The organism is Nonomuraea antri (genome assembly GCF_013283785.1).
Taxonomy (GTDB): Bacteria; Actinomycetota; Actinomycetes; order Streptosporangiales; family Streptosporangiaceae; genus Nonomuraea; species Nonomuraea antri.
Window position 1 is genome coordinate 1 of the sequence record NZ_JABCPZ010000170.1, and the last position, 24,688, is coordinate 24,688.

Annotated in this window: 28 protein-coding genes and 1 pseudogene; 10 read left to right on the plus strand and 19 right to left on the minus strand. The window is 72.8% G+C overall.

The window, feature by feature from the left end:
• Positions 1 to 14: 14 nt before the first annotated feature.
• The 3 genes from HII36_RS38755 to HII36_RS38765 form a co-directional block, all read right to left on the minus strand.
• Complete coding sequence (locus HII36_RS38755) at positions 15 to 1,088, minus strand: MFS transporter (RefSeq protein ID WP_217370501.1); 1,074 nt, start codon at positions 1,086 to 1,088, stop codon at positions 15 to 17.
• A gap of 67 nt (positions 1,089 to 1,155) precedes the next feature.
• The gene (locus HII36_RS38760) at positions 1,156 to 1,599 is read right to left on the minus strand and encodes a nucleoside deaminase (protein WP_236004336.1); all 444 of its coding nucleotides are present in this window, start codon (positions 1,597 to 1,599) and stop codon (positions 1,156 to 1,158) included.
• The gene (locus HII36_RS38765) at positions 1,592 to 2,452 is read right to left on the minus strand and encodes an LLM class flavin-dependent oxidoreductase (RefSeq protein ID WP_173528311.1); all 861 of its coding nucleotides are present in this window, start codon (positions 2,450 to 2,452) and stop codon (positions 1,592 to 1,594) included. Before HII36_RS38765 ends, HII36_RS38760 begins: the two co-directional genes overlap by 8 nt.
• 93 nt (positions 2,453 to 2,545) lie before the next feature.
• Here HII36_RS38765 and HII36_RS38770 point away from each other — a divergent pair, with 93 nt between their 5' ends.
• Positions 2,546 to 3,007 (plus strand): Lrp/AsnC family transcriptional regulator, encoded by a 462-nt coding sequence (locus HII36_RS38770; RefSeq protein WP_173528312.1) that lies wholly within the window; start codon positions 2,546 to 2,548, stop codon positions 3,005 to 3,007.
• 13 nt (positions 3,008 to 3,020) lie between these two features.
• Here the strand turns inward: HII36_RS38770 and HII36_RS38775 are convergent, their stop codons facing one another.
• The 3 genes from HII36_RS38775 to HII36_RS38785 all read right to left on the minus strand — a co-directional run bounded on the left by HII36_RS38775 (position 3,021) and on the right by HII36_RS38785 (position 5,359).
• Positions 3,021 to 3,986, minus strand: coding sequence for a polysaccharide deacetylase family protein (locus tag HII36_RS38775; protein ID WP_236004337.1), 966 nt, complete (start codon positions 3,984 to 3,986; stop codon positions 3,021 to 3,023).
• Positions 3,987 to 4,151: 165 nt separating this feature from the next.
• Positions 4,152 to 4,589, minus strand: coding sequence for a hypothetical protein (locus HII36_RS38780; RefSeq protein ID WP_173528313.1), 438 nt, complete (start codon positions 4,587 to 4,589; stop codon positions 4,152 to 4,154).
• 116 nt (positions 4,590 to 4,705) lie between these two features.
• Entirely contained in the window at positions 4,706 to 5,359 is a 654-nt protein-coding gene (locus tag HII36_RS38785) for a GNAT family N-acetyltransferase (protein ID WP_173528314.1), read from the minus strand.
• A gap of 203 nt (positions 5,360 to 5,562) precedes the next feature.
• Between HII36_RS38785 and HII36_RS38790 the strand changes: the two genes are divergently transcribed.
• Positions 5,563 to 6,570: a 3-oxoacyl-ACP synthase III family protein gene (locus HII36_RS38790; RefSeq protein WP_173528315.1), complete on the plus strand. Its 1,008-nt coding sequence runs from the start codon at positions 5,563 to 5,565 to the stop codon at positions 6,568 to 6,570.
• Positions 6,571 to 6,589: 19 nt separating this feature from the next.
• Here HII36_RS38790 and HII36_RS38795 read toward each other — a convergent pair whose 3' ends face one another.
• On the minus strand, positions 6,590 to 8,383 hold the full coding sequence (locus HII36_RS38795) for an amidohydrolase (RefSeq protein ID WP_217370502.1): 1,794 nt from the start codon (positions 8,381 to 8,383) through the stop codon (positions 6,590 to 6,592).
• A 44-nt stretch (positions 8,384 to 8,427) separates the two neighbouring features.
• Between HII36_RS38795 and HII36_RS38800 the strand changes: the two genes are divergently transcribed.
• Positions 8,428 to 9,036 carry a TetR/AcrR family transcriptional regulator gene (locus HII36_RS38800; protein WP_173528316.1) on the plus strand — a complete coding sequence of 203 codons (609 nt, stop codon included), beginning with the start codon at positions 8,428 to 8,430 and terminating at the stop codon, positions 9,034 to 9,036.
• An 88-nt stretch (positions 9,037 to 9,124) separates the two neighbouring features.
• Here HII36_RS38800 and dgoD read toward each other — a convergent pair whose 3' ends face one another.
• Genes dgoD through HII36_RS38815 form a run of 3 tightly spaced genes read right to left on the minus strand, consistent with a single transcriptional unit; the run spans position 9,125 to position 11,881 of the window.
• On the minus strand, positions 9,125 to 10,270 hold the full coding sequence (gene dgoD / locus HII36_RS38805; RefSeq protein WP_173528317.1) for a galactonate dehydratase: 1,146 nt from the start codon (positions 10,268 to 10,270) through the stop codon (positions 9,125 to 9,127).
• The gene (locus HII36_RS38810) at positions 10,267 to 11,100 is read right to left on the minus strand and encodes a FadR/GntR family transcriptional regulator (protein ID WP_173528318.1); all 834 of its coding nucleotides are present in this window, start codon (positions 11,098 to 11,100) and stop codon (positions 10,267 to 10,269) included. Before HII36_RS38810 ends, dgoD begins: the two co-directional genes overlap by 4 nt.
• Before the next feature lie 34 nt (positions 11,101 to 11,134).
• Positions 11,135 to 11,881: an SDR family NAD(P)-dependent oxidoreductase gene (locus tag HII36_RS38815; protein WP_407940850.1), complete on the minus strand. Its 747-nt coding sequence runs from the start codon at positions 11,879 to 11,881 to the stop codon at positions 11,135 to 11,137.
• Between the two features lie 145 nt (positions 11,882 to 12,026).
• Between HII36_RS38815 and HII36_RS38820 the strand changes: the two genes are divergently transcribed.
• Genes HII36_RS38820 through HII36_RS57230 form a run of 3 tightly spaced genes read left to right on the plus strand, consistent with a single transcriptional unit; the run spans position 12,027 to position 15,050 of the window.
• Entirely contained in the window at positions 12,027 to 13,343 is a 1,317-nt protein-coding gene (locus tag HII36_RS38820) for an ABC transporter substrate-binding protein (RefSeq protein ID WP_173528320.1), read from the plus strand.
• A gap of 1 nt (position 13,344) precedes the next feature.
• On the plus strand, positions 13,345 to 14,235 hold the full coding sequence (locus HII36_RS38825; protein ID WP_217370503.1) for a carbohydrate ABC transporter permease: 891 nt from the start codon (positions 13,345 to 13,347) through the stop codon (positions 14,233 to 14,235).
• Positions 14,232 to 15,050: a carbohydrate ABC transporter permease gene (locus HII36_RS57230; RefSeq protein WP_173528321.1), complete on the plus strand. Its 819-nt coding sequence runs from the start codon at positions 14,232 to 14,234 to the stop codon at positions 15,048 to 15,050. The genes HII36_RS38825 and HII36_RS57230 overlap by 4 nt, the downstream gene beginning before the upstream one ends.
• A gap of 44 nt (positions 15,051 to 15,094) precedes the next feature.
• Here the strand turns inward: HII36_RS57230 and HII36_RS38835 are convergent, their stop codons facing one another.
• From HII36_RS38835 to HII36_RS38845, 3 genes are all read right to left on the minus strand, one after another.
• A complete protein-coding gene (locus tag HII36_RS38835) occupies positions 15,095 to 15,730 on the minus strand; it encodes a phosphatase PAP2 family protein (RefSeq protein WP_173528322.1) in 636 nt (211 codons plus the stop codon).
• The gene (locus HII36_RS38840; protein WP_173528323.1) at positions 15,723 to 16,478 is read right to left on the minus strand and encodes a phosphatase PAP2 family protein; all 756 of its coding nucleotides are present in this window, start codon (positions 16,476 to 16,478) and stop codon (positions 15,723 to 15,725) included. Before HII36_RS38840 ends, HII36_RS38835 begins: the two co-directional genes overlap by 8 nt.
• A gap of 63 nt (positions 16,479 to 16,541) precedes the next feature.
• A complete protein-coding gene (locus HII36_RS38845) occupies positions 16,542 to 17,939 on the minus strand; it encodes a PhoX family protein (protein ID WP_173528324.1) in 1,398 nt (465 codons plus the stop codon).
• A gap of 240 nt (positions 17,940 to 18,179) precedes the next feature.
• On the opposite strand from HII36_RS38845, the gene HII36_RS38850 reads away from it, so the two are divergent.
• Together HII36_RS38850 and HII36_RS38855 are read left to right on the plus strand one after the other, a co-directional pair.
• The gene (locus tag HII36_RS38850; RefSeq protein WP_217370504.1) at positions 18,180 to 18,761 is read left to right on the plus strand and encodes a bactofilin family protein; all 582 of its coding nucleotides are present in this window, start codon (positions 18,180 to 18,182) and stop codon (positions 18,759 to 18,761) included.
• Positions 18,762 to 18,822: 61 nt separating this feature from the next.
• On the plus strand, positions 18,823 to 19,365 hold the full coding sequence (locus HII36_RS38855; protein ID WP_173528325.1) for an LOG family protein: 543 nt from the start codon (positions 18,823 to 18,825) through the stop codon (positions 19,363 to 19,365).
• A gap of 26 nt (positions 19,366 to 19,391) precedes the next feature.
• Here HII36_RS38855 and rraA read toward each other — a convergent pair whose 3' ends face one another.
• From rraA to HII36_RS38870, 3 genes are read right to left on the minus strand one after another with little or no spacing between them, the layout of a single operon-like run.
• Positions 19,392 to 19,874, minus strand: coding sequence for a ribonuclease E activity regulator RraA (gene rraA / locus HII36_RS38860; RefSeq protein ID WP_173528326.1), 483 nt, complete (start codon positions 19,872 to 19,874; stop codon positions 19,392 to 19,394).
• Positions 19,875 to 19,922: 48 nt separating this feature from the next.
• Complete coding sequence (locus HII36_RS38865; RefSeq protein WP_173528327.1) at positions 19,923 to 20,558, minus strand: transcriptional regulator; 636 nt, start codon at positions 20,556 to 20,558, stop codon at positions 19,923 to 19,925.
• Positions 20,555 to 20,950 (minus strand): DNA-binding protein, encoded by a 396-nt coding sequence (locus HII36_RS38870; protein WP_173528328.1) that lies wholly within the window; start codon positions 20,948 to 20,950, stop codon positions 20,555 to 20,557. Before HII36_RS38870 ends, HII36_RS38865 begins: the two co-directional genes overlap by 4 nt.
• Before the next feature lie 50 nt (positions 20,951 to 21,000).
• On the opposite strand from HII36_RS38870, the gene HII36_RS38875 reads away from it, so the two are divergent.
• The gene (locus HII36_RS38875) at positions 21,001 to 22,317 is read left to right on the plus strand and encodes a PEP/pyruvate-binding domain-containing protein (protein WP_328808088.1); all 1,317 of its coding nucleotides are present in this window, start codon (positions 21,001 to 21,003) and stop codon (positions 22,315 to 22,317) included.
• A gap of 118 nt (positions 22,318 to 22,435) precedes the next feature.
• The gene (locus HII36_RS38880) at positions 22,436 to 23,041 is read left to right on the plus strand and encodes a histidine phosphatase family protein (protein WP_173528329.1); all 606 of its coding nucleotides are present in this window, start codon (positions 22,436 to 22,438) and stop codon (positions 23,039 to 23,041) included.
• On the opposite strand, the gene HII36_RS38885 is transcribed toward HII36_RS38880, so the two are convergent.
• The 3 genes and pseudogenes from HII36_RS38885 to HII36_RS57235 form a co-directional block, all read right to left on the minus strand.
• Complete coding sequence (locus tag HII36_RS38885; protein ID WP_173528330.1) at positions 22,949 to 23,635, minus strand: hypothetical protein; 687 nt, start codon at positions 23,633 to 23,635, stop codon at positions 22,949 to 22,951. The genes HII36_RS38880 and HII36_RS38885 overlap by 93 nt on opposite strands.
• 122 nt (positions 23,636 to 23,757) lie before the next feature.
• Positions 23,758 to 24,441 (minus strand): response regulator, encoded by a 684-nt coding sequence (locus tag HII36_RS38890; RefSeq protein ID WP_173528331.1) that lies wholly within the window; start codon positions 24,439 to 24,441, stop codon positions 23,758 to 23,760.
• Positions 24,438 to 24,688: pseudogene (locus tag HII36_RS57235) on the minus strand (hypothetical protein); the annotation flags it as partial. The pseudogene HII36_RS57235 and the gene HII36_RS38890, both read right to left, overlap by 4 nt.

Below are 24,688 nucleotides of genomic sequence, written 5' to 3' on the forward strand. Positions count from 1 at the left end.
CCCCACCGGGGCCATCACCAGCGACCCCGCCACGTCGTAGCGTGCACCCGGCCGAGCACCGCGGCCGGGATGTGCGTCTGCACGCTGGTGTGGAACATCACCAGCCAGAACGCCAGCGCCGCGCCGGCCACCGCGAACCCGGCCGCGACCAGCGGCAGGCTCAGGTCGAGCGCCACCACCAGCGGCGCGAACACGAACCCCGTCATGCCGACGGCCCCGGCCCGCAGCGGATGGGCGGGCCTGATCCGGGTGGCGAGCAGCCCGCCGAGCACGCTGCCCACCCCGTGCGCCGACATGACCAGGCCGAACGCCGACGGGCCGTGCACCGTGGCGATCGTGCTGAAGCCGAGGGTCTGGGTCGGGCCGTAGACGGTCAGCGCGGCCAGCATCCAGATCAGGATGACGCTCCACAGCCAGGGGCGGGCGGCGAACTCACGCCAGCCCTCCTTGAGATCCGCCCCCAGCGTGGCCCGCCCCCGCTCCGTGCCGGGCGCGCGGGTGAGGCCGCGCATGCTCAGCAGGCACAGGCCGCTGACGCCGAACGTGGCCGCGTCCACCGCGAGCACCATGGCCGGTGACGAGACCACCAGCAGCAGCCCGGCCAGCGCCGGACCGGCCACGGTCATCAGCGACTCCGAGACGCGCAGCACGGCGTTGGCCCGCTGCACGTCCGAGGAGATCCGCGGGATCACGGTCGCCACGCCCGGCTGGAAGGCGGCCGACCCCAGCCCGGCGAGCACCAGCAGCGCCAGCACCAGCCACAGCGGCGGCGTCGCGGTGAAGAACACCGCGGCCAGCGCGCCCTGCACGACCAGCCGGGCCGCGTCGGCGCCCACCATCAGCCGCTGCGCGCCGAACCGGTCGGACAGCACCCCGCCGAAGACGACGAACACCGCGAACGGCGCGATGTGCGCGGCCAGCGCGTACCCCACCCCGCTGGCGCCGTGCCCCGCCTGCAACATGGCCGGGGTGAGCGCGACGGGCAACATCATGTCGCCCGCCATCGACGTGGTCCTGGCGATGAAGAACCGGCGGAAGTTCGGTGACCAGAGGCGGTCTGCGGGCTGCTGCTCGTGATGTGGGGGCACGGATGACGACGTTACGTCAGCTTTCGATCATGGATCCAGCGGATCGCCCGCGACGTGCCGCGCCCCGTCATCGGTAGTAGCCCCGCACGGGCGTGCCGGCCTCGTCGAACAGCGCCGGGCCGTGCGTCGCCACCTCGCCGAAACCGGCGCCGCCCGGCTTGAGTGTGCCGAGCTGCTCGGTGGACAGCGCGAACACCACCCGGCCCAGCCCGGAGCGCTCGATCGCGCCGGTGCACATGCCGCACGGCTGGCAACTGGTGTACATCGTGGTGCCGGCCGCGGTGGCCGCGTCGAGCTCGCGGGCCGCCCAGCGGGCCAGCTTCAGCTCCGGGTGCGCGGTGATGTCGTCGTCGGTGAGGCTGGAGTTGCGCTCCTCGGCCAGCACCTTGCCGTCCGGGCCGACCAGCAGCGAGCCGAAGGGCGGGTTGCCGCCGGCACGGGCCGCGGCGGCCAGGCCGATCGCCTGGCGCAGGAAGCGCAGGTCGTCATCGGTCAGGGGCGCGTCATGCATCGGGGACTCCTCGGTCGAGCGGGTAGGCGGCGGCGACGGCGGCCAGGGCCTGCCAGGCCGCCTCGGGGTGACGGGTCTCCTCGGGGTCACCCCAGAACGGGTCGAGCACCACGGTCCGCGCGCCGAGCAGGCGCAGCTCGTCGAGGTCGGCGACGATCTGCTCGATGCTGCCCTCCCCGGCCAGGCGGCCTGGGGCGGTGACCGGCTCGGGCGTCGGCCGCAGCACGATGCGCGGCACCAGCTCGGGCACCGGCCGGCGCTGCTCGGCGGCGATCGCCCGCAGCCGGTCGGCGGCCGCGCGCAGGTCGCCCGGGGTGCGGCGCAGCGGGTGCCAGGCCGCGTCGTGCCTGATCGCGCGGCGCATGCCCGCCTCGCTGTTGCCGCCGATCCAGATCGGGACGTCGCAACGGCCGTAGTCGTCCTCGTCGGCCCAGGCCGCGCGCAAGGCGTCGAGGTATTCGTCGGTCAGCGCGCCGCGCCGCTCGAACGGCACCCCGAGCGCCGCGAACTCCTGCCTGGCCCAGCCGGAGGCCACGCCGAGCACCAGCCGTCCGCCGCTGAGCTGGTGCAGGTTGGCGGCCATCCGGGCGACCAGCAGCGGATGACGGTACGGCATGATCAGCACGGTGGTGCCGAGCTTGACGTGCCGGGTGATGCCGGCCAGCCAGGCGAGGGTGGTCATCGGCTCGAAGAACGGCTTCGGATACTGCCCGGCCACGTCGGGGGTGATCACGACGTGGTCGGAGAGCATCAGCAGGCCGTAGCCCAGCCCTTCCACGGTCTTGGCCCACCGCTCCAGCACCGCAGGGCCGGTGCCGGGGCCGAAGTTGGGGACGTTCACTCCTAACAACACCCGGACAGGCTATTTCCCGCCCCGGTCCGGCTGGAAGGCGGAAACCCCGGCGTTCACCCGGTTTCACCGGGGATCTGCCGGTAAAATCCGGACATGACGGAGAATCTCGACGCGACGGACTGGGCCATCCTGGCCGAACTCCAGCAGGACGGCCGCCTCCCGCTCGCCGAGCTCGGCCGCCGCGTCAACCTCAGCGCCTCGGCGGCCACCGAACGGGTCAGGCGGCTGGAGACGTCCGGCGTCATCACCGGCTACCGGGCCGAGGTCGACCTGGCCAGGACCGGGTACGCGGTCCTGGCCGTGGTGCGGCTGAAGTACCCGGGCAGCCGGCACGAACCGCTGCACCGGCTGCTCGGCGAGCGCGCCGAGATCCTCGAATGCCTGCGCGTCACCGGAGAAGACTGCTACCTGCTGAAGGTCGCCGCCGCCACGATGGGCCACCTGGAGGGCATCGTGGACGAGCTGGCCCAGCTCGGCAGCACCACCACCAGCATCGTCTACCGGCCGACCCTGCCCTACCGCGGCCCCCGCCGCCCCGCCCAGGGCCCGGCCTGACCCCGCGCCGGGCTCAGGGGGCGCGGAACAGCAGCTTGGGCGGCTTGGCGTCGCCGAGCAGCTCGCTGACCGTCACGAAGTGGTAGCCGCGGGCGGCCAGCTTCTTCAGCGCCTTCGGCATCGCCGCCACCGTCGTCGGGTGGATGTCGTGGAACAGCACGATGCCGCCGGGCCGCGCCTTCTTGACCGTCACCTTGGCCACCCGGCGGCTGTCGCGGTAGCGCCAGTCCAGGGTGTCGACGCTCCACAACACCATCGGCCGCTTGGTGTGCTTGCGCACCGTGCCGTTGAGCGCCCCGTACGGCGGCCGTACCAGTTTGGGCAGGACGCCGGCCGCCGCGAGGACCGCCTTGTCGGTGCGGGCCCACTGCTTGCGCACCGCGGCCGGGGTCAGCCTGGTCAGGTCGGGGTGCGACCAGGTGTGGTTGCCGATCTCGTGGCCGTCCTCGACCAGCCGGCGTACCGTGCCGGGGCGTTCGGCGACGTTCTGGCCGACGACGAAGAACGTGGCGCGGGCGTCGTAGGCGGCCAGGTGGCGCAGCAGGGCGGCGGTGTGCTTGCCCGGGCCGTCGTCGAACGTCAGCGCCACGCACTTGACCTGGCGGCAGTCGACCTTCCTGGCCGGCGCGGTGACGCCGGACGCGGCACCCGGCACGTTCCCGGAACCGGCGTCCCGCGCCTGCGCCGAGACGGCGTCCTGTGCCTGCGCTGAGACGGCGTCCCGCACCTGTGCCGCGGCCGGACCCGGGGCGTCGGGGGACGCGGGCCGCGGCACCCCGGCGGAACCCGGAGCGCCGTGACCGGTGCCCGGGCCGGCGCCGGTGGCCCGGCCGGGGTCGGTGGCGTGCGCCGCGATCAGCGTCACCACCGCGACCAGCGCCGCCACCCCCAGCCCCGCCCCGGACCCGGCCCCAGCCGCCGACCGGGCCTCAGGCCGGGCCGCCGACCCGGTTCGGCGTGATCTCGTGCCGCTTTCCATCGATCCCCCTCGCGCACCGCCCCCCGGTGCTCAACCGCTTGGTCCCGGTGGCCTCCTCGGGCCGTGGGACCGTTCCAGCGGTTGGACAACCGGCGCGGGCACTTGGTTCACAGAAACGGCATCCCGGATGAAAAGAATTTCTGCGACGGCCGGCCGCGACGTGCGTCAGTGGTGGCGCAGCAGCGGTTCGACCACGTTCGCGTACACCTCGTAACCCACGAACAGCACCACGGGCACGCCGACCGCGATGAGCCGGCGGCCGGGCCGCGAGGTGCGGCGCGCGGCCGGCTCGATCCGTTCGACCGGCGTGGCGGGCGGGCCGGCCGGTGGTCTGACCAGTGGTTCCGGATCGGGCGCGGCCAGCAGTTCCGGATGACGGCTCAGGTACCCCGAGGGGAACGAGGTGGTGTGGAAGGCGCCACAGGCCGGGCAGCACGTCCCGGACCAGGGCGGTTGCACGATCGCGCCGGAACGCGACCAGACGTCGACGTCGTTGCCGTGATCGTCGGTCAGATGACGGACGACGTAGTCCTCCTCCCAGACATGCAGGCAGCGTAGGCACTCGAAGGGCCAGGACTCGCGGGATTCGAACGCGTCGTGCACGAGGTACCACCCCCGGCTACGGTTGAATGTTCGCCTTGAGTGTCCGTCGGGGGATCGGTGCCTCCAAGACGGCGTCTCCGACACTCGCCGCTACACAATGCTCACCCTGTGTGAGGTTAGGGGTGAATCGGTCCGGCGCCCCGGCGCTCGACGACCTCGCGCAGCCGGTCTTCCAGCAGAGCCCGGCGGTCGGGCCATTCCGCGTCGGTGATGGAGAACATGGCCGAGTCGCGCAGCAGCCCGTCCTCGCCCGGCGCCCACGACCTGGACCAGTTGCGCAGCACGCCCTCGAACCGCGCGCCCGCCCGCTCGATCGCGGCGCGGGAGCGGGCGTTGCGCGCGTCGGTCTTCAGGTCGACCCTGGCCACCCGCCAGCTCTCGAACGCGTGCCGGAACATCAGCAGCTTCGACTCCAGGTTCAGCCCGGTGCCCTGCGCCGAGGTGGCCAGCCAGGTGAAGCCGACCTCGATCGCGAACAGCCGCTCGCCGCCCGGCCACGGCCGCGGGTCCCAGAAGGCCGTCGCGCCGACCGCGCGGCCCGTCGCCCGGTCGACCTGCGCGTACGGCGCGAGCCTCCCGTCGGCCGCGCGGCCGAGCTGCTCGTCGATGTAGCGCCCGACCTCGCCGGCCCTGGGCACCCAGGTGAAGGCGTACGACCCGCGGTCCTCCTCCGCCGCGACCGCCAGGTCGGCGGCGTGGCGGTGGCCCAGCGGTTCGAGCCGGACGAGCGTGCCTTCGAGCGGCGGACCTTCGAGCACGAAACCGGTCAACCGTGGCTCCCTTCAGTGATCGCCCGCGGCGTCATCCTGGCCGACGCCGCGGGCGAGCGTCAACGCGTCATCCGGCCGCGCGTCGCTGCCCCGCCTTGGGTCAAGAACGCGGCAACGTGCGGCATGCGCGGCGGTTCGCGTCCCGGCCGTGATCATCCCGCTTCCTATCGTGGGCAACGGTTTGATCATGAAAGGCGGAGACGATGAGCGCACGGCGGTACGCCCAGGTCGCCGAGGTGGCGGTGCACCTGCCCGGCGACGTCCGCACCACGGCCGAGCTGGAGGAGCTGCTGGCCGAGCGCAACCCCGGCGTGGACATCCCGCGCGGCGCCGTCGAACGCCTCACCGGCGTGCGCAGGCGGCACGTCGCGCCGCCCGGGCTGACCGCCTCCGACCTGGCCACCGCGGCCGCCCGCGCGGTGCTGCGGCAGAGCGGGCACGCGCCGCCCGCGCTGGACCTGATCATCTACGCGGGCGTGTCCGCCGACGCCGTCGAACCGGCCACCGCGCACCTGGTGGCCGCCAGGCTCGGCGCCGGCTGCCCGGTGTTCGACGTGCGCAACGCCTGCAACGGCGTGCTGAACGCCATCGAGCTGGCCGACCTGTACATCACCTCCGGACGGCACCGCACCGTGCTCATCGCCTGCGGCGAGGTCGCCACCTCCGCCATCCGCTGGCAGGTCTCCGGCCCGGCGGAGTTCACCGCCGCGGTGCCCTCCTACGCCGGCTCGGACTCGGGCACGGCGCTGCTCATGCAGGCCGGGACCACGCCCGGCGTGCTCGGGCACGAGTTCTGCGCGAACTCGGCGTACTGGGAGGCGGCGGTCATGCCGATCGTCCGCGACGGCGGCGGCCAGCGCATCGGGCCGCTCGCGGTCGACGCCGCCAGCCTGGCCATCGGCCTGCAGAAACTCGACCTGGACCTGCTGCGCAGGCCGCTCACCGACCGCGGGCTCGACTGGAGCGACATGGCCGCCATCTGCGTGCACCAGCCCACGGGGCAGTCCCTGGACCGGTTCTGCGAGCTGGCCGGGCTGCCCCGCGACAAGGTCGTGCACACCGTCGCCGAGCACGGCGACCTCGCCGCCTCCACCCTGCCGGTGCAGCTGCACCAGGCCGCGCGCGAGGGCCGCGTCACGCGCGGCGACCTGGTCGCACTCATCGGGCTGGCCGGCGGGCTGAGCGCGGGCACCATGCTCATCCGCTGGTGACCCGCCTGCCCGCCGGGCGTCAGCCGAGGTCGAGTCCGCCGTGCACGACCTTCCCGCCGACCAGCGTGAGCAGCACCTTCGTCCGCGCGATCCGCTCGGCGGGCACCTTCATCACGTTCTGGTCCAGCACGATCAGGTCGGCCAGCTTGCCCGCCTCCAGCGAGCCGGTGTGCGCCTCCTGGCCGAGCTGGTAGGCGCCGTTGAAGGTGGCGGCGCGGATCGCCGCGGCCCTGGTCAGCCGCTGGTGCGGGGTCATCGCGCCCTGCTCGGCGAACGGGCTGTCCGGCGCGGCGGTACGGGTGATGACCGTCTTGATCGCGGTCCACTCGTCCAGCGGGTCGACCGGCCAGTCGCTGCCCAGCGAGACCCGTCCGCCGGCCCGCCACAGGTCGCCTTCCGGCTCGTAGTTGCGCCAGCGCTTCGGCCCCAGGTACGGCTTGACCGACTCGACCGAGTCCGGGGCCGGCTTGGCCCAGTGGAAGCCCATCGCGGCGGTGACGTCCAGCTTGGCGAAGCGCGGGACGTCGGCCGGGTCGACCAGCTCGGCGTGCGCGATCGCCGGGCGGATCGCCCGGTGGCCGGCGCGGCGCAGGGCCGCGTAGGCGTCCAGGGCGACGCGCACCGCCTTGTCGCCGATGGCGTGGATGTGCGGGTCGAAGCCGGCCGCGGCCAGCTTGAGCGTCATGGCGTTCAGCTTGGCCGGCGCCCAGTACTGCTCGCCCACCTTCTTGCCGGCCACCCAGTGCTTGTGCTTGTGCACCAGGTACGGCTCCAGCACGGCCGCGGTCTGCGCCGGGTACTGCAGCACGCCGTCCATGAACAGCTTGACGTTGTGCACCGACACGCCCGGCCTGGCCTTGATCCGGCCGCCGTCGTACTTGCGGCGCAGCCGCTTCAGCCGGGGGACCGGGTCGGTGTCGCTCACGTCGACCAGCGGCGCGAAGTGGGCGCGGGCGGTCAGCTCGCCGCGCCCGGCCAGCGTGGTGAACGCGCGCAGCGCCTCCTCGGTGGCGATGGCGTCCATGAACGTGGTCACGCCCTGGGCGGCGAGCGCGGCCAGCGCGGTACGCGCGATCGTCAGGTTCTCCGCGGTCGTCGGCCGCGGGATCTCGGCCTCGACCAGGTTCGACGCGCCGTCCTGCAGGATGCCGGTCGGCTCGCCGTCGGCGTCGCGCTCGATGGTGCCGTCCGGCGGGTTCTTGGTCTTGGCGGTGATGCCGGCCAGTTGCAGCGCCCGGCTGTTGACCAGCGTGGTGTGGCCGTCGCTGGACTGCACCACGATGGGCCGCTTCGTGTTCAGCGCGTCGAGGTCGGCCTTGGTCAGCTTGGTGCCGGCCGGGCGGATGGCCTGCTGGTACCAGTGCACGGCCACCACCCAGCCGTCCGGCTCCTGGTCGGCGGTCTTGTCGAGGTATTCCTGGATGATGGCCTGGAACTCCTCGACGGTGAGCGCGGCGTACTTCAGGTCGCAGTCGAGCAGGCCCTTGCCGCCGGACATCTCGTGCACGTGGCCGTCGTGCAGGCCGGGCATCACCATCCTGCCGCCCAGGTCGACCACCTCGGTGCCCTTGCCGGCGTGGCGGCGGGCGCCCCGGTCGGTGCCGACGTAGACGATGCGCCCGCCGGAGATCGCCAGCGCCTGGTGCACGCTGTCCTCGCGATCGACGGTGTAGACGTAGCCGCCGGTCAGCACCAGGTCGGCGGGCTCGGGCGCGGCTTCGGCCGGGGCGGGGAAGGCGGCGTCGGCGGTCGTCGCCGCGGCCGCCAGCGCTCCTGCGGTCAGTACGGTCCGGCGAGGCAGAGTATTCTCCACGGGGTTCTCCTGGGCGAGGCGACGGTGCGGTGTGGGGGGCGGGGATGGCTGACCGGACGAAGACGCAGGAGCGCGGCCGCCAGGCGCGGGCCAAGGTGCTGGAGGCGGCGCTCGCCGAGGTCGCGCAGCGGCCGGTGGCCGAGATCCAGGTGCAGCACATCGCCGAGCGCGCCGGGATGAGCCCGGCCCGGGTGCTGTACTACTTCCAGTCGAGAGACCGGATCCTGGCCGAGATCTTCCGCTACAGCGAGCGCCGGCTGGCCGAGCGCCGGGCGAGCGAACTGCACGGGGTGGCCGACCCCGAGGAGCGGCTCGACCGCTACGTCCGGCTCTACCTGCCCGCCGACCGTCACGACGTCTCCTGGAAGCTCTGGCTGGAGGCCTGGCTGCGTTCGGTGACCAACGACGAGATGAGCAGGACCGCCGACGAGATCGACAACGGCTGGATGCGGGATCTGACCGCGATCGTCCTCGACGGCGCCGCGGGCGGGGTCTTCCGCCCGGTCGCCGTCGAGGAGTTCCTGCCGTGGTTCAACGCGCTGCTCGACGGCCTGGCGGTGCACGTGCTCATCGGACGGCTCAGCCGCGCGCAGGCCGTGCGGACCGCGCTGGACCGGGTCACCGATGAGCTGCGCATCGCGCCCACCTCTTGAATTTGAATCAAATTAAACTTGTCCGCGAGTATCGCCACTCGCCCCACGGCACGTCAATAGGCGGCGCCCGCCCAAGGCACCCCGCGCTTCACCACTCGGCCATCGAGCCGTCGTCGTGCCGCCAGACCGGGTTGCGCCACGCGTGCCCCTTGCGGTCGGCCTCGCGCACCGCGTCCTCGTCCACCGTGATGCCCAGGCCGTGGCCGGGCGGCGCGGCGATGTGGCCGGCCACGATGTCCAGCGGCGCCGGGTCGGTCACGTAGTCGAGCAGTTCGGCGCCCTCGTGGTAGTGGATGCCGATGCTCTGCTCCTGGATGAGGAAGTTCGGGGTGGCGAAGGCCACCTGCAGGCTGGCCGCCAGCGCGATCGGGCCCAGCGGGCAGTGCGGGGCCAGCACCGCGCCGCGCGTCTCGGCCAGCGCGGCGATGCGGCGTACCTCGGAGATGCCGCCCGCGTGCGACAGGTCCGGCTGCACCACGGCCACCCCCGCCTCCAGCGGAGCCAGGAAGTCGGTGCGGCCGTAGAGCCGTTCACCGGTCGCCACCGGCACCGGCGAGCAGGTCACGACGTCGCGCAGCAGGTGCGCGTGCTCGGGCAGCACCGGCTCCTCGGCGAACAGCGGGCGCAGCGGCGCCAGCTCGGGCAGCAGCCGGCGCGCGGCGGCCGCGCTGGCCCGGCCGTGGAAGTCCAGCGCCACGTCACGGCCGGGGCCGAGCTGCTCGCGGGCCACGGCCAGCCTGGCCACCACGGCGTCGATCTCGGCCGAGGTGGGGATCGGCGACAGGCGGCCGCTGGCGTTCATCTTCACCGCGGTCATCCCGGCCTCGACCTGTGCCGCGACCGCCTCGGCCAGCTCGCTCGGCTCGTCGCCGCCGACCCAGGAGTAGACCCGCACCCGGTCGCGCACCGGGCCGCCGAGCAGGGCGTGCACGGGAGCGCCGTAGTGGTGGCCGGCGATGTCCCACAGCGCCTGGTCCAGGCCGGCGACCGCGCTCGACAGCACCGGGCCGCCGCGGTAGAAGCCGCCCTTGGTCAGCACCTGCCAGTGGTGCTCGATGCGCAGCGGGTCCTCGCCGATCAGGTACTCGGCCAGCACCTCCACCGCCGCGCGCACCACCTCGGCGCGGCCCTCCACGACCGGCTCGCCCCAGCCGACGTGCCCCTCGTCGGTCTCCACCCGGCAGAACAGCCAGCGCGGCGGCACCAGGAACGTCTCCACACGGGTGATCTTCACCGGGCCTCCTCCTGCTCGCCGCGCACCCGGTGCACGTCGCGTACGGCCTGGTCGAGCAGCGCCCGCATGGCGGACTCCGCCACGTCGGGGGAGCGCTCGGCGATCGCCTGGGCCACCGCCCGGTGACTGGGCAGCGGGTCGTCGTGGTGCGGGCCGTCGTGGTGCGGGCCGTCGTGGTGCGGGCCGTCGTGGTGCGGGCCGTCGTGGTGCGGGCCGTCGTGATGCGGCGCGCCGTTGTGCGCGGCCCCCTGATGCAGCGCCCGCTTGTGCAGCGCGCCGTGGACCAGGCGGTCGCGTTCGGCCAGCCCGGTCTCCAGCACGATCTCCATGCGCTGCAGCAGCTCGTTGTGCGCGGCGTTCAGCAGCGCCCGGTGGTAGGCGAGGTCGGCGCTGACCTGCGCGGCGGCGTCGGCGCCCGCGGCGGCCATGGCCGCCAGCGCCGCGTCGAGCGCGGCCAGGTCGGCGTCGGTGCGCCGGGCGGCGGCCAGCCGGGCCGCGGCCGGCTCGATGATGTGCCGCACCTCCTGCAGCTGGTCCAGCATCGCCTCGTTGGCGCCGCCGTCGAACTGCCAGCGCAGCACGTCGCCGTCGAGCAGGTTCCAGTCTTCCCGGGGGCGCACGAACGTGCCGCGCCTGGGGCGCGCGTCGACCACGCCCTTGGCGGCCAGCACCCGCAGCGCCTCGCGCAGGGCCGGCAGGCTGACGTCGAGCTCCTGCTGCATCGCGGCCAGGTCGAGCGTCTCGCCCTGGGCGAGCGCTCCGGTGAGGATCCGCTTGGCGATCACCTCCACGGTCTGCCCGTGCACTCCCCGCCGTGCATAGCGTGCCACTAGTTCTTCCTCTGCCTGGTTGCGGTGGTGGTGGTCAAGATGAGGCCTTCACGGCGGTCCAGCCGCCGTCCACGACCAGGCTGGCCGCGGTGATGTACGCCGCGTCGGACGAGGCCAGGAACGCCACCGCGGACGCGACCTCGTCCGGGTCGCCGAACCGGCCGAGCACGGTCTGCTCGACGCTGGCCCGACGGTCGTCCTCGGCGACCCGGTCCCAGGCCTTGGTGAGGATCGGGCCGGGCAGCACGGTGTTGACCCGTACCCGGGGTCCGTACTCGACGGCGAGCTGCCTGGCCAGCGCGACCAGGCCGCCCTTGGCCGCGGCGTAGGCGGCGTGCCCGGGCAGCCCGACCAGGGCGTGCACCGACGACACCACCACCACCGAGCCGCCGACCTGCCGCAGGTCGGGCAGCGCGGCCCGGACGCCGAGGTAGGTGGCGCTCAGGTTGACCGCGAGCTGCCGGTTCCACGACTCGGGGGACGTCTCGTGCGCCGGCCGGACGTCCACCGTGAACGCGTTGCTGACCAGCACGCCGACCGGGCCGAACTCGTGCGCGGCGGCGATCGCGGCCGTCCAGCCGTCCTCCGACGACACGTCGGCGATCACCGAGCGTGCTCGCCCGCCCAGGGCGTGGATCTCCTCAACCGTGGCCGTGGCGTCGGCCACGTCGGCCAGGACGACGGGCATGCCGTTCGTCGCCAGGCGCCGGGCGCAGGCCGCGCCGATCCCCGACGCCGCGCCGGTGACCAGGGCGGCGCCCTCCGGCATGTGGTGCTTCACGGGCATCCCCTTTGTAACGAAAAATCATTTATTATGAAAATATCTTGACCTATCGGGGGCACCGATGCAACTGTTCCGACAGTTCTCAATATCCCTTGACAAGCCATCCTCGTCACACTCAGTGCTGAGGTAGAGAGGACCCAACGTGCATCCGTCCCCCCTCACCCGACGCCAGCTGCTGGCACGCGCCGGCCTGGTCGGCGCCGGCGCACTCGGCGCGTCCATCCTGGGCGGCTGCGCCACCTCCACCAGCTCCACCAGCTCCAGCGGGGCCACCGCCGGCGCCACCGGCGGGGCGGCCAAGCCGATCACGCTGCAGTCCAGCCTGTCCGCGCCGCCGGTCAAGTCGGCGATGGAGAAGGTCGTCGCCGAGTTCAACAAGCTCGGCAAGGGCACCACGACGCTCAACACGGTCGCGCTCGAGACCTACCGCGTGCAGCTGCCGACGTACCTCACCTCGGCGAACCCGCCGGACGTGCTCACCTGGTACGCCGGCTCGGTGGCCAACGACTACGCCTCCAAGGGCCTGCTGCTCGACGTCTCCGACGTGTGGCAGAAGATGGGCAACTACCCCGAGTCGCTGCGCACGCTGTCGACCGACGGCGCCGGCAAGCAGATCTTCGTGCCGACGAACTACTACTGGTGGGGCTTCTTCTTCCGCAAGTCCAACTTCGCCAAGTGGGGCGTGCAGCCGCCCAGGACGTGGTCGGAGTTCCTGGCCCTGTGCGAGACCCTCAAGGGCAAGGGCATCGACCCGATCGGCATCGGACTCGGCGACAGCCCCTGGGTGGCCTCGATCTGGTTCGACTACCTCAACATCCGCATCAACGGCGCCACCTACCACCGTGAGCTGCTGGCCGGCAAGCACAGCTTCGCCGACGCGAAGCTGAAGCCGGTCTTCGAGGCGTGGAAGCAGGCGCTGCCGTACTTCGACCCCAAGGGCAAGGCCTACCCGTTCCAGGAGGCCACCTCCAAGCTGCTCGCGGGCAAGACCGGCATGTTCCTCATCGGCACCTTCTTCGCCGAGACCGCGCCCAAGGACGTCTTCGACGACCTCGACTTCTTCCAGTTCCCGATCCTGGACGAGGCCGTGCCGGTGGCCGAGGAGGCCCCCACGGACGGCTTCTTCGCCAGCGCCAAGACCGCCAACGTGGCCGGCGCCAAGGAACTGCTGGCCTACCTGGCCACCCCCGAGGCGCAGGCGACGTTCATCAACAACGGCACCGGCATCCTGCTGCCCGCCAACCCCGAGGCCAAGATCAACGAGACGCCGCTGGTCGCCAAGGGCAAGGCCATGCTGGCCGGGGCCAAGGACCTGACCCAGTTCTTCAACCGCGACTCCAGCGACGCCCTGCAGACCACCGCCGACACCGCGCTGACCCGCTTCATCGACAAGCCGGGTGAGATCGACGCCATCCAGAAGGAATGGCAGAGCGCCGCCGAGAAGGTCTTCAAGGGCTGACGTGATCGCTAGTCTCTTCCGCCCGAGCGGCCGGCGGCTGTCCCCGCTGCTGGCCGCGTTCGTCCTGGTGCCGTTCGTGGTCGAGGCCGTGTGGGTCTTCTGGCCCGCGCTGCAGGGCTTCTGGCTGTCGCTGGTCAAGTGGGACGGCACCAGCCCGCCGGAGTTCGTCGGGCTGGACAACTACGCCGAGATGGCCTCCGACCCGACGTTCGGCCTGGCCCTGCGCAACACGGTCATCTGGCTGGTCGCCTTCGGCGGGTTGTCGGTTCTCGGCGGGTTCGCCATGGCCATGGTCCTGCAGCGGGACCGGCGCTTCGTCGGCTTCTACCGCGCCGCGCTGTTCACGCCGGTGGTGTTCTCGCTGGTCGTCACCGCCCTGGTGTGGCGGGTCATCTACCAGCCCGACGGCATCGCCGACCAGATCCTGCAGGCCATCGGCCTCGGCGACCTGATCAAGCCGTGGCTGGCCGACCCCGACACCGCCCTGTACGCGCTGATCCTGCCCGCCCTGTGGCGCCAGGTCGGCTACGTGATGGTGTTGTACATCGCCGGGCTCAAGACGATCGACCCGGTCCTGTACGAGGCGGCCCGCGTCGACGGCGCGACCGCCTGGCAGCGGCTGCGCCACATCACCATCCCGCAGCTCAGCGGTGTCAACGCGGTGGTGATGTCGGTGGTCGTGATCGACTCGCTGCGCTCGTTCGACATCGTGTGGTCGCTGACCAAGGGCGGGCCCTACCACTCCTCGGAGCTGCTGAGCACCTACATGTACTCCACCGCGTTCCAGGGGCTGCGGCTCGGCTACGCCTCGGCGATCGCCGTGGCGATCTTCGTGGCGGCGCTGTCGGTGATCCTCGTCTACCTGGTCCGGGCGTTCAAGGAGGACTCGTGAGACTCAAGACCGGGTTCTTCCACCTGTCGGTGGGTCTGCTGTCGCTGCTGTGGCTGGCGCCGATCGGCCTGGTGATCCTGACGTCGGTACGCAGCTTCGACGACCTGGCCGTCAACGGCGTCGGCAGCCTGCCGCGCTCGTTCACGCTGGCCGGCTACGCCCAGGCGTGGAGCGAGGGCGGCCAGCTGCAGGCGCTGCTCAACAGCTTCGCGGTGACGATCCCCGCGGTGCTGCTGAGCCTCGGCCTGGCCGCGATGGCCTCCTTCGCGCTGGCCAGGTACCGCATCCCGTTCCGTCGCACGGTGCTGCTGACCATGCTGGCGGGCAACCTGCTGCCGCCGCAGATCCTGCTGGTCCCGGTCGCCAAGTTCACCGAGCTGACCGGCCTGTACGACACGCTGACCGCGCTCATCGCCGTGCACGTCGGCTTCGGACTGGGCTTCTACACGTTCGTGCTGCACGGGTTCATGCGGGAACTGCCGGTCGCGATCCAGGAGGCGGCCACGCTCGACGGCGCCGGCCCCGGGCAGATCTTCTGGCGGGTGATGCTGCCGCTGACCCGGCCGGCGCTCGCCGCGCTCGGCGCGCTGTCGTTCACCTGGATCTTCAACGACCTGCTGTGGGCGATCACCGTGCTGCGCACCGACGTCAACATGCCGGTGACCCCGGCGTTGCTGTCGCTGCAGGGGCAGTACGTGTCGTCGTGGAGCGTGCTGGCGGCCGGGACGGTCATCGCGGCCGTGCCCACCCTGGCCGTTTTCCTGCGCTTCCAGAAACACTTCGTGGGCGGGCTGGCCATCGGGGCAGTGAAGTAGGCAGGCGTCCCCGCCCCCTGGACGCGAACAGGGCGGCGGGGACGTCACGCCCGCGGCCGGCCGAGTATCGCGCGGGCGGCCGTCACCAGGCAGAACACGCCGACCAGCAGCCCCCAGACGACGTCGGTGACCAGGTGCATCCCGCGATACAGCCGCGAGAACGCCACCACCAGCGGCACCGCGACGGCCACCGTCCACACCGCCGCCCTGGCGGCCCGCCCGCGCAGGCGCGCGGTGAGTACGAACGCCAGCGCGCCGTAGCAGCAGACCGCGGCGCTGACGTGGCCGGAGGGGAAGCCGGAGGTCGGCGGCGCCACGTCGAGGTGCGGGACCGGCGGGCGCTGCCTGGCGACCAGCGCGCTGGTGGCCAGGAAGATCAGCGACTGGCTCCACACCGCCGCGACCAGGAACAGCGCCTCGCGCCACCGCCGGCGCCGCCACACCAGCGCGCCGACCGCCACCGCGGTGAGCGCCACCACCACCGACGTGTCGGACAGGCTGCTGCCCACCATCGTCAGCGCGTCCCCCGCCGGAGTGCGCCGCTCGGCCAGCCCGGCGCTGACGGCCTCCTCGCCGTTGGGCCGCGCCACCAGCAACATCCCGCCCGTGTACGTGGCCACGGCCATCGCCAGCAGCGGCAGGACCAGCGACAAGGCGTAATGCCGGAGCTTGTCAGCCACGGGTCACCCGCACGGACTCGGGCTCGACGCCGTCGAGCGGCGGCAGCGCGGGACGCCTGCCCTGCTCGCGCCGCCAGGTCTCGAACGCCGCCGTGGTCGCCGCGATCACCGCCGTGCCGAGCACGATCCCGGCCACCGCGTCGCTCACCCAGTGCACGCCGAGCGCGATCCTGGTGTAGGCCACCGACACCACCAGGAACCAGGCGATCGTCCAGGCCAGCCGCCGGCCCCAGCGGGGCAGCAGCGGCAGCAGGGCCAGCACCACCACGCCCGCGCCGAGCGTCACGTTGACCGCGTGCCCCGAGGGGAACGAGTCGCCCGGCGCCAGCGCGACCGGGTCGGGCAGGTGCGGCCTGGCCCTGGCCACCACGACCTTGATGGCCAGGCCGAGCAGCCCGCCGGCGATCACCGTGGTGAGCGCCCAGGCGGCCAGCCGCGGCGCGCCCCGCCAGGCCAGCCAGCAGGCCAGCGCGATGACCGCGATCCGCCACGGCCACGGCCCGAACAGGTCCGTCCAGACGATCAGCACCCGCGTCACGCCGGGATGGTCGAGCGCGTAGGCGTGCAGGTCCGCGGCCACCTCCCCGTCCAGATCGTTGAGCGGCAGCTTGGCCAGGACGAGGAGCAGGGTGAAGGGGATCATGACGAGGGCCGCGGCGAAGCAGGCGATCGTCAGCCGGAGGCCGAGATCGCGGTCGCGATCGAGCCTGGCCCTGATCCACCGGCGGCCCTGGAGTTGGTTCCGCATCCGCTCCCGGCTACCCGGGGCGGAGGCGATGATGCCCACCCGGTCCAGGGACCGCCGGGGGGACTACAGCGAGCCGTTCTCCCAGGGGCCGGTGATGGCGACGGTGATGCCCGGCGACTGGATGTTGGCGAACAGCCAGCCGCCGTCCTTGCTGTCGAACACCGAACCGCACCACTCCGAGCCGGTGTAGTTCCCGGGCGCGACGCTCTTGCCCGGCACCCCGCCGGGCGGGATGACGACCGCGTTCTCGGCGAACGGGAAGATCTCGCCGTCCGTGGTCAGGCCGTGCAGGTACTCCACGCCCGAGCCGTCCTCGCACAGGACGATCCCGCCGCGCGGGCTCACGCAGATGTTGTCCGGGTTGTTCAGGACGGCGGCGTCCGGCGAGGCGAACAGCACCCGCATCGTCTCGGCCGCCAGGTCGTACTCGAACACCTGGCCCTGGCCGGTGGGACCGCCGCTGGTGCTGACGATGTAGATCTTGCCGTCGTGGTGCCAGGCGCCCTCCAGCCGGCGGAAGGAGGCGCCGCCCTTGGCGATGCCCTGCTGGACGACGCTGGTCTCGTCCTGGCCGGGGTCGGGGTCGTCGATGACGACCCAGCCGATCTCCGGGTAGGTCACGCCGGTGCCGTCGGCGTAGGTGGTGTAGGGCCGGTCGCCGATCGTCATCATCTCCAGCACGCCGCCCCGGCCCAGGGCGCCGCGGACGTGCGGGCGGAAGCGGTAGAAGCCCGACGGCGTGGCGTCCTCGGTCTCGTACACCCAGCCCGTCCTCGGGTCCACGGCCACGGCCTCGTGCGAGAAGCGGCCCATCTCCTTGTACGGCCGGGCGGTGCTGATCCCGTCGTGCGGCACCTCGAAGATGTAGCCGTGCCGGTACTCGCCGCTGATCTGCGTGGTCTCTTCGCACGACAGCCAGCTGCCCCACGGCGTCGGCCCGCCAGCGCAGTTGCGCACGGTGCCGCCGAGGCTGGCCCAGCTGTCCAGGAACGCCCCGCGCCGGGTGTCGAAGATCATCGAGGTGGTGCCGCCGCCCGCGGCCGGGTTGTAGGCGGGCTCGACGAAGGCCCCGGTCAGGCCGCCCACCTCGTGGTTGCGCACCAGCACCGTCCAGTGGCCCTTGCCGCTGCCCGCCGTCCGGTCCTTGAGCGGGCCGCTGGGGCGGAAGGCGGCCATCCCGTCGTGCGCGCCCGGCGTCGGACGGCCGTCGGTCATCCTGTCGCCGGTCCAGCCGTGGGTCAGGTACTCGAAGCCGCGGGGCAGCTTGAGCAGTTCCAGGCCGGTGGTGTGGTCCTTCACCGGGACCAGCGGCCCGTAGTCGGGGCTGAAGGCCCGCTTCACCATCGTGGACGCGTCCGCGGTGCGCGCGGACAACGCGGCCAGCGGCCCGCCCGCGATCACGCCCAGCGTGGCCGCGGCCAGGCCGCCACGCAGGAATCCGCGCCGATCGACTTCGGTCATGTCAGGCTCCTCGCTCGTCACCCGAGGCCTCGGACGGCCTCGCGAGCCACCCTCGGGTTCGGGCGTGTCGGCCCGGCGACGCCCAGATGACATTCCACGGAACGTCCGCTGGGAGTAGCGGCGGACCGGCGGTGGGTTCGATGAGAAAGCGCTCATGCGCATCTCACCATCGCCTCACCAGCCGGCGAAAGGCTTCATTTGTCCGGGTTTTGACCGGAGTTACCGATGAAGGGGGATGGCATGACGAGGTTCAAGCTGACCATGGCGGGCGCCGCGCTGGGCACCGTGCTGTGCGGGCTGGTGTCCGGGTTGACGGCCGCGCCCGCGCTGGCCGACGAGCGCACCTGCCGCGGCACGCTGCGCGCGGTGTCCGTCGACGGCGGGGTGCGCGTGCCCGCCGGGGCGACGTGCGTGCTGCGCGGCACCGTGGTGAAGGGTGACGTCAAGGTGGCGCGCGGCGCGACGCTGGTGGCGCGCGGGGTGAGGGTCGACGGCAACGTCCAGGCGGAGGGGGCCAAGTCGGTGTCCGTGCTGGCCGGCTCGTCGATCGACGGCGACGTGCAGGTCAAGCAGGGCGGCGCGGCCACGGTCACCGGCTCGCGCGTCGACGGTGACATCCAGCTCGACGCCAACCGCCGCTACCTGCGGGTGAACGGCAACCGGGTGGACGGCAACATCCAGGTGGTCGGCAACCGCGGCGGCGCGCAGATCCACCGCAACCGGGTCAAGGGGGACCTGCAGTGCAAGGAGAACCGTCCCCGGCCGACCGGGAGCAAGAACGTGGTCGGCGGCGACAAGGAAGACCAGTGCCGCCGCTTCTGACCGGCCCGTCCGGGGGTGCGGAAAGCCGGTAGGCGCGGGCGGGTCGGTAGGGTGGGCGGTCGTGAACATCTGCGTCTTCTGCTCCGCGGCCGACCTCGACGACCGCTACACCGTACCCGCCAGGCAGTTCGCCGAGCTGATCGGCAAGGGCGGCCACACGCTCGTCTGGGGCGGCTCCGACGTCGGGCTGATGAAGGTCATGGCCGACGGCGTGCAGGAGGCGGGCGGCCGCCTGGTCGGCATCTCGGTGGACTTCCTCAAGGGCAAGGCCAGGCCGAACGCCGACGAGATGGTGATCACCGCCGACCTGGCCGAGCGCAAGGCGCAACTGCTGGCCAGGGCCGACGCCATCGTCATCATGGTGGGCGGCAGCGGCACGCTCGACGAGGCCACCGAGATCCTGGAGCTGAAGAAGCACGGCCTGCACACCAAGCCGGTGGTGCTGCTGAACGCGGCCGGCTTCTACGACGGGCTCAAGCAGCAGTTCCAGCGGATGGAGGACGAAGGCTTCCTGCCGCTGCCGCTCACCGAGCTGGTGTTCTTCGCCGAGGAGCCGGTCGGCGCGCTGGCCTACCTGGAGGAGCAGGCGGGCCTGACCGGCTAGCTCCTGGTCGGCTTGGTCCTGATCGGCTAGGCCCTGGTCACCAGGATGCCGTCGTCGTCGCTGAACAGTTCGGCGCCCGGGTGGAACGTGACGCCGCCGAACGTCACCGGCACGTCGCGTTCACCGGTGCCCGCCTTGCCGCTCTTGCGCGGGTTCGAGCCGAGCGCCTTCACGCCCAGGTCCAGCTCGCGCAGGGCGGCCACGTCGCGTACCGCGCCGTTGATCACCACGCCCGCCCAGCCGCCGCCCACCGCGAGCCCGGCGATGACGTCGCCCATGAGCGCGGTGTGCACGCTGCCGCCGCCGTCCGCCACCAGCACCCGGCCCCGGCCCGGCTCCGACAGGACGCTCTTGAGCAGCGCGTTGTCATGATGGCAGCGGACGGTGACGATCGTGCCGCGAAAGGCGCGCCGGCCGCCGTACTGGCGTAGCTGGAGGTCGCAGGAGTCGAGCTCGTCGGCGCGTGCGTCGTAGAGGTCGGCGGTGACGACGTCCTGGGTGGTGTCCATGACGACCTTTCTACCCGTGCCTGATGAGGGTGCGCGGTCGTCTCACCCTCAGGGGTGCGTGTTCCGGTCCAGGCCGAGCGTGGCGATGAGGTCCTCGTGCAGCTCGAACCAGACCTTGTGGCAGGAGTCGACCTCGGTGCGGTCCACCCAGGCCCCGTCGCCGGCCTCGGCCCGGGCCAGGGCGGCGTGGAAACGCGTGTCGTAGCCGTGGAACCTGGCCAGCACCTGGCCGAGCCGTTCGGCCAGCGGCTTCAGCGCCCGGCCGACGGTGGCCAGCTCGTGCAGGACTCCGGCGTCCCAGACGGGATCGGAATGATCGTTGACGGCGAGCCTGTCGCCGCCGGACGGCCGCAGCTGCCAGTCCGTGCACGCCTGCTGCAACATCGCGTTCAGCGGAAGGAACACCCGGTAGACGGCGCGCACTTCGTCGGCGCCGCCGGCGCGGTCGAGCTCGGCGGCCAGCAGGCGCTCGTTCTCGGCCCGACCCCGCTCGGTCAGTGACCAGCCGCCGGTGCCGGCGAAGGAGGAGTACTCCACCCAGCCGCGTGCCTCGGCGTCGTGCAGCCACTGCTTGGTCTCGGCCGCGTCGAGGCCGTAGCGGCGGGCGAGCACCGGCGTGTCGGCGAACCCGGAGACGCGCACGGCATGCAGGACCAGCAGCTCGGCCGGGGATTTCGTGGTCACGCGTCGCCGTCCTGACGTGCCGTGAGGCGGTTGAAGTGCTGCTGGCAGGCCTGCGGGGAGTTGAAGCCCATCGCGTTCGCCATCTGCGACCAGGTCAGCCCGGCGCCGCGGGCCAGGAAGAGCAGGGCGCTCTCGAGCCCTTCGACCTCGGCGCGGGCGGCGGGCAGCAGCGCGAGCGCGCTGAGCAGGTCCTCGGGTTCCAGGTCGCCGCCGCGCCAGACGGCGAACTGCGCGAGATCGACCGCCGACGGCGGCACCGGCGCGGGCCGCCATGGACGGGCCTCGATCCCGTCCGCGCCCAGACGCATGAGGTGCCCGCGCGCCTCCTGCTCGCGCCGGGCTTGGGCGTGGTCGTCGTGTGCGGTGTGAGTGATGTCCTGCTTGCGTGGCATGCGCCTCAGCATGCACAATCAACAAATTGTTGTCAACAAACCATTGATGGGTGGCTGATGGATCGATGGATGGCTGCCGGATGATCGTCACGCTCGGCGAGGCCGTCGCCGGCACCTGCGGGGGCAAGGCCGGCGCCCTCGGCGCGCTGCTCCGCGCGGGTCTGCCGGTTCCGGACGGGTTCGTCGTCCCGTTCGCCGTCCACCGCGAGTTCGTCCGGGACCCGGCGGACGCGGCGCGGCGGGAGATCGAGGGGCGGCCGCTCGACCCCGCCGTGCTCGGCGCGCTCACCCGCGCGCTCGGCGACCTCGGCGATCCACCCGTGGCGGTGCGGTCGTCGGCCGCGCACGAGGACACCGGCCTCGCCTCCGCGGCCGGCCAGCACGAGAGCTTCCTCGCCGTACGCGGGACCGACCAGGTCGCCGACGCCGTACGCGCCTGCTGGGCCTCGCTGTTCTCGCCGCGCGCCGTCGGCTACCGAGGCGACGACGGCCCGCCGCCGGCCGACCTGGCGATGGCCGTTCTTGTGCAACGCCTCTTGGACGCCGACGTGTCGGGCGTCATGTTCACCCCGGGAAGCCCGGACGAGCCGACCGAGATCGAGGCGTCGTGGGGGCTCGGGCCCAGCGTGGTCGGGGGCACGGTCACCCCTGACGCGTACCGGGTCGCCGCGTCCGGGCAGGTGACGGCCCGTGTCGTCGCGGACAAACGCACCCGGCTCGACCGGCGCGGCGGGCGGCTCGTCACGAGCGAGGTGCCCGCCGATGACCGGCGCCGTCCCACGCTCGACGACGCGACCGCGACGCGGCTCGCCGAGCTGGGCGCGCGGATCGCCGGGGTGTTCGGCGGGCCGCAGGACATCGAGTGGGCGATCGCCGACGGCCGCGTCTGGATCCTGCAGTCGCGCCCGATCACCGCCGCACTCCCGACGCAGAACTCCGCCACCTCCCACGCGTCGGCGCCGCACGCCCCGACCGCCGGGACCACGCATGACGGGTCCGCGGGAACCCCGGGTGCCGTGCTCTCCGGAACCCCTGGCAGCCGGGGGAGTGTGACCGGTGCCGCGCGGATCGTCCGCGGTCCCGCGGACTTCGCCCGGGTGCGTCCTGGTGACGTCCTGGTCTGCCCCTTCACCGATCCCGCGTGGACGCCGCTGCTGCGCATCGCCGCCGGCGTCGTCACCGAGACCGGCGGCGTGCTCTCCCACGCCGCGATCGTCGCCCGTGAGTACGCCATCCCCGCCGTCCTCGGCATCCCGGACGCCACGCGCAGGCTCCGCGACGACACGCTCATCACCGTCGACGGCTCGGCGGGCACCGTCACGGCGGGCACCATCACGACGGGCACTGTCGCGACGGCCATCGAATGACCGGCCGATCGCACTCGGATACCCCCACATCGAATGCGCACACGCACCACCAGCAGCAGCCGTACCCCCGGACGGAAAGGAGACGGGAGGCGGCCCAGTGCCGCGTCCCTGGTCACGTATGACGACACGACACCTCTACCTGGCTCGACACGGAGTGGCCGACGCGTTCGGTGAGCTCACCGAACCCGGACGGCGGCAGATGGACCTGTTCGGCGAACGGCTCGCCGGCCTGCCCATCGACGCCGTGTGGCACTCGCCGCTGCCCCGCGCCGCCGCCAGCGCGCGGATTCTCGGCCGGCACCTGCCCGGCGCGTCCGTCGCGGAGGCCGCCGAACTCGTCGACCACGTGCCCTACGTGCCCGCCCCGGCCGAGACGCCCGCGTCGTGGGCCGGTTTCTTCGACGGCTACGACGACGCCGAGGCGGCCGAGGGGCACCGGCTCGCCGAGGCGCTGGTCGCCCGGTTCGCGAAGGTTCCCGAGCCGGGCGCGGCGGACGTCCACGAGGTCCTGCTGACGCACGCCTACCCGATCGCGTGGCTGGTGCGCCACGCCATGGACGCGCCGCGGTCCCGGTGGCTCGGGCTGAACAGCGGCAACACCGCCCTGACGGTCATCGAGTACCGCACCGGACTACCGCCCACGATCGTGATGTTCAACGACATGAGCCACCTGCCGCCCGAACTGCGCTGGACCGGGTTCCCGCCGGGCGGCGTCCGGCCGTGAACGGTCCGTCTCATCCTTGTCGTCGCGGTCGCGGTCGCGGTGGAGTTGGTCGCGGAGCCGGGCGCAGGCTCGGGTGAACCGGCCGCGTCCGGGGCCGGCGGCCAGAGCCGTCACCTCGGGGATGGGGCCTCTCGCGTCCGACCAGGTGGCGGTGTCGGCGGCGAGCGTCATCGCCTCGACGTGCATGACGGACGGCCGCTCGTCCCGGCCGGGCAGCAGGACGGGCAGCACGTGTGTCAGGATCCGCCACACCGCCGCGTGCGCGCCCAGGCGGGCGGCCTCGGCCAGCAGGGCGACGATCGGGCGCGGCTCGACAGGCGTGCGGCGCATCAGCAGCGCGAGCTGCCGGCCCACCGAGTCGACCGGCAGCCCACCCCTGGCCGCCATCCGCACCAGCAGCGCGACGGCCTCCCGATCCCGCCGGGCGACGAAGTGGGCCAGGACGACCGCCGTCGCGTCACCGGCCGGGCCGTCGGCGTCTATCAGCCGCCGTGCGCCGGCGCCGTGAGCACCGAGGTAGCGGCCCAGGTCGGGCAGGTAGTTCGCGGCCACGACCTCGCGGTGCGACGGCAGGATCGCCGGCCACCAGTCCATCGCCTGGCCGTCGTCGGGCCACAGCCTGCGGGGCTCGCGCAGCGACTCCGGTCATGGCGGGCAACTCTAGGGACCGACTGACAAAGGATCGACTCCGCCGCTCGGTCGGTTCCCGGTGAAGGTCACAGGTCGGGGGTGACCAGGCCCGTCTGGTAGGCGATGACGACCAGTTGCGCCCGGTCGCGCGCGGCCAGTTTCGCCATCGCGTGGCTGACGTGCGTGCGTACCGTGGCCGGGCTGAGGAACAGCTCGGCGCCGATCTCGTGGTTGCTCAGGCCCTGTCCCACCAGGGCCAGCACCTCGCGCTCGCGTCCGGTCAGCGCGGCGAGCCGCTGCTCACCGCTCCTGACGGCCCGGCGCCGCGCGGTGATCTCGCCGATGAGCCGGCGGGTGATTCGCGGCGCGAGCAGCGCGTCCCCGGCGGCGACCACCCGGACGGCGTGCAGGAGCTCGGCCGGTCCCGCGTCCTTGAGCAGGAAACCGCTGGCGCCGGCCCGCAGCGCGTCGAAGACGTACTCGTCCGTGTCGTACGTGGTGAGGATGAGGATCCTGACCCGCTCCAGCCCGGGCGTCGCGGCGATCTCGGCGGTGGCCTGGATGCCGTCCAGCCGGGGCATGCGGATGTCCATGAGGACGACGTCGGGCCGGGTGGCGCGGACCCGCTCGACGGCCTCGTCGCCGTTCGCGGCCTCGCCCACCACGGTGAGGTCGTCCTCGAGGTCGAGCAGGACCTTGAACCCGGATCGGACCAGGACCTCGTCGTCGGCGAGCAGCACCCTGATCGGGGCGGCGGGTGGCTTGGTCATGAGTGCGATCCGGTGGGTGCGAGCGGGAGCCGTGCCCTGACCTCGAAGCCGCCGCCGGGCAGCGGCCTGGCGTCCAGCTCGCCGCCCAGCAGGCGGCAACGTTCGCGCATCCCGACGATCCCGCGCCCGGCCCGCACCGCGCCGTCCCCGGCCCGAGCCGCGCCGTCTCCAGCTCGCGCCGTGCCGTCCCCCGCCTGGGCCGAACCTTCCCGGGGTCGCAGCGGACCGTTCCCGGCCGGGTGGGGAT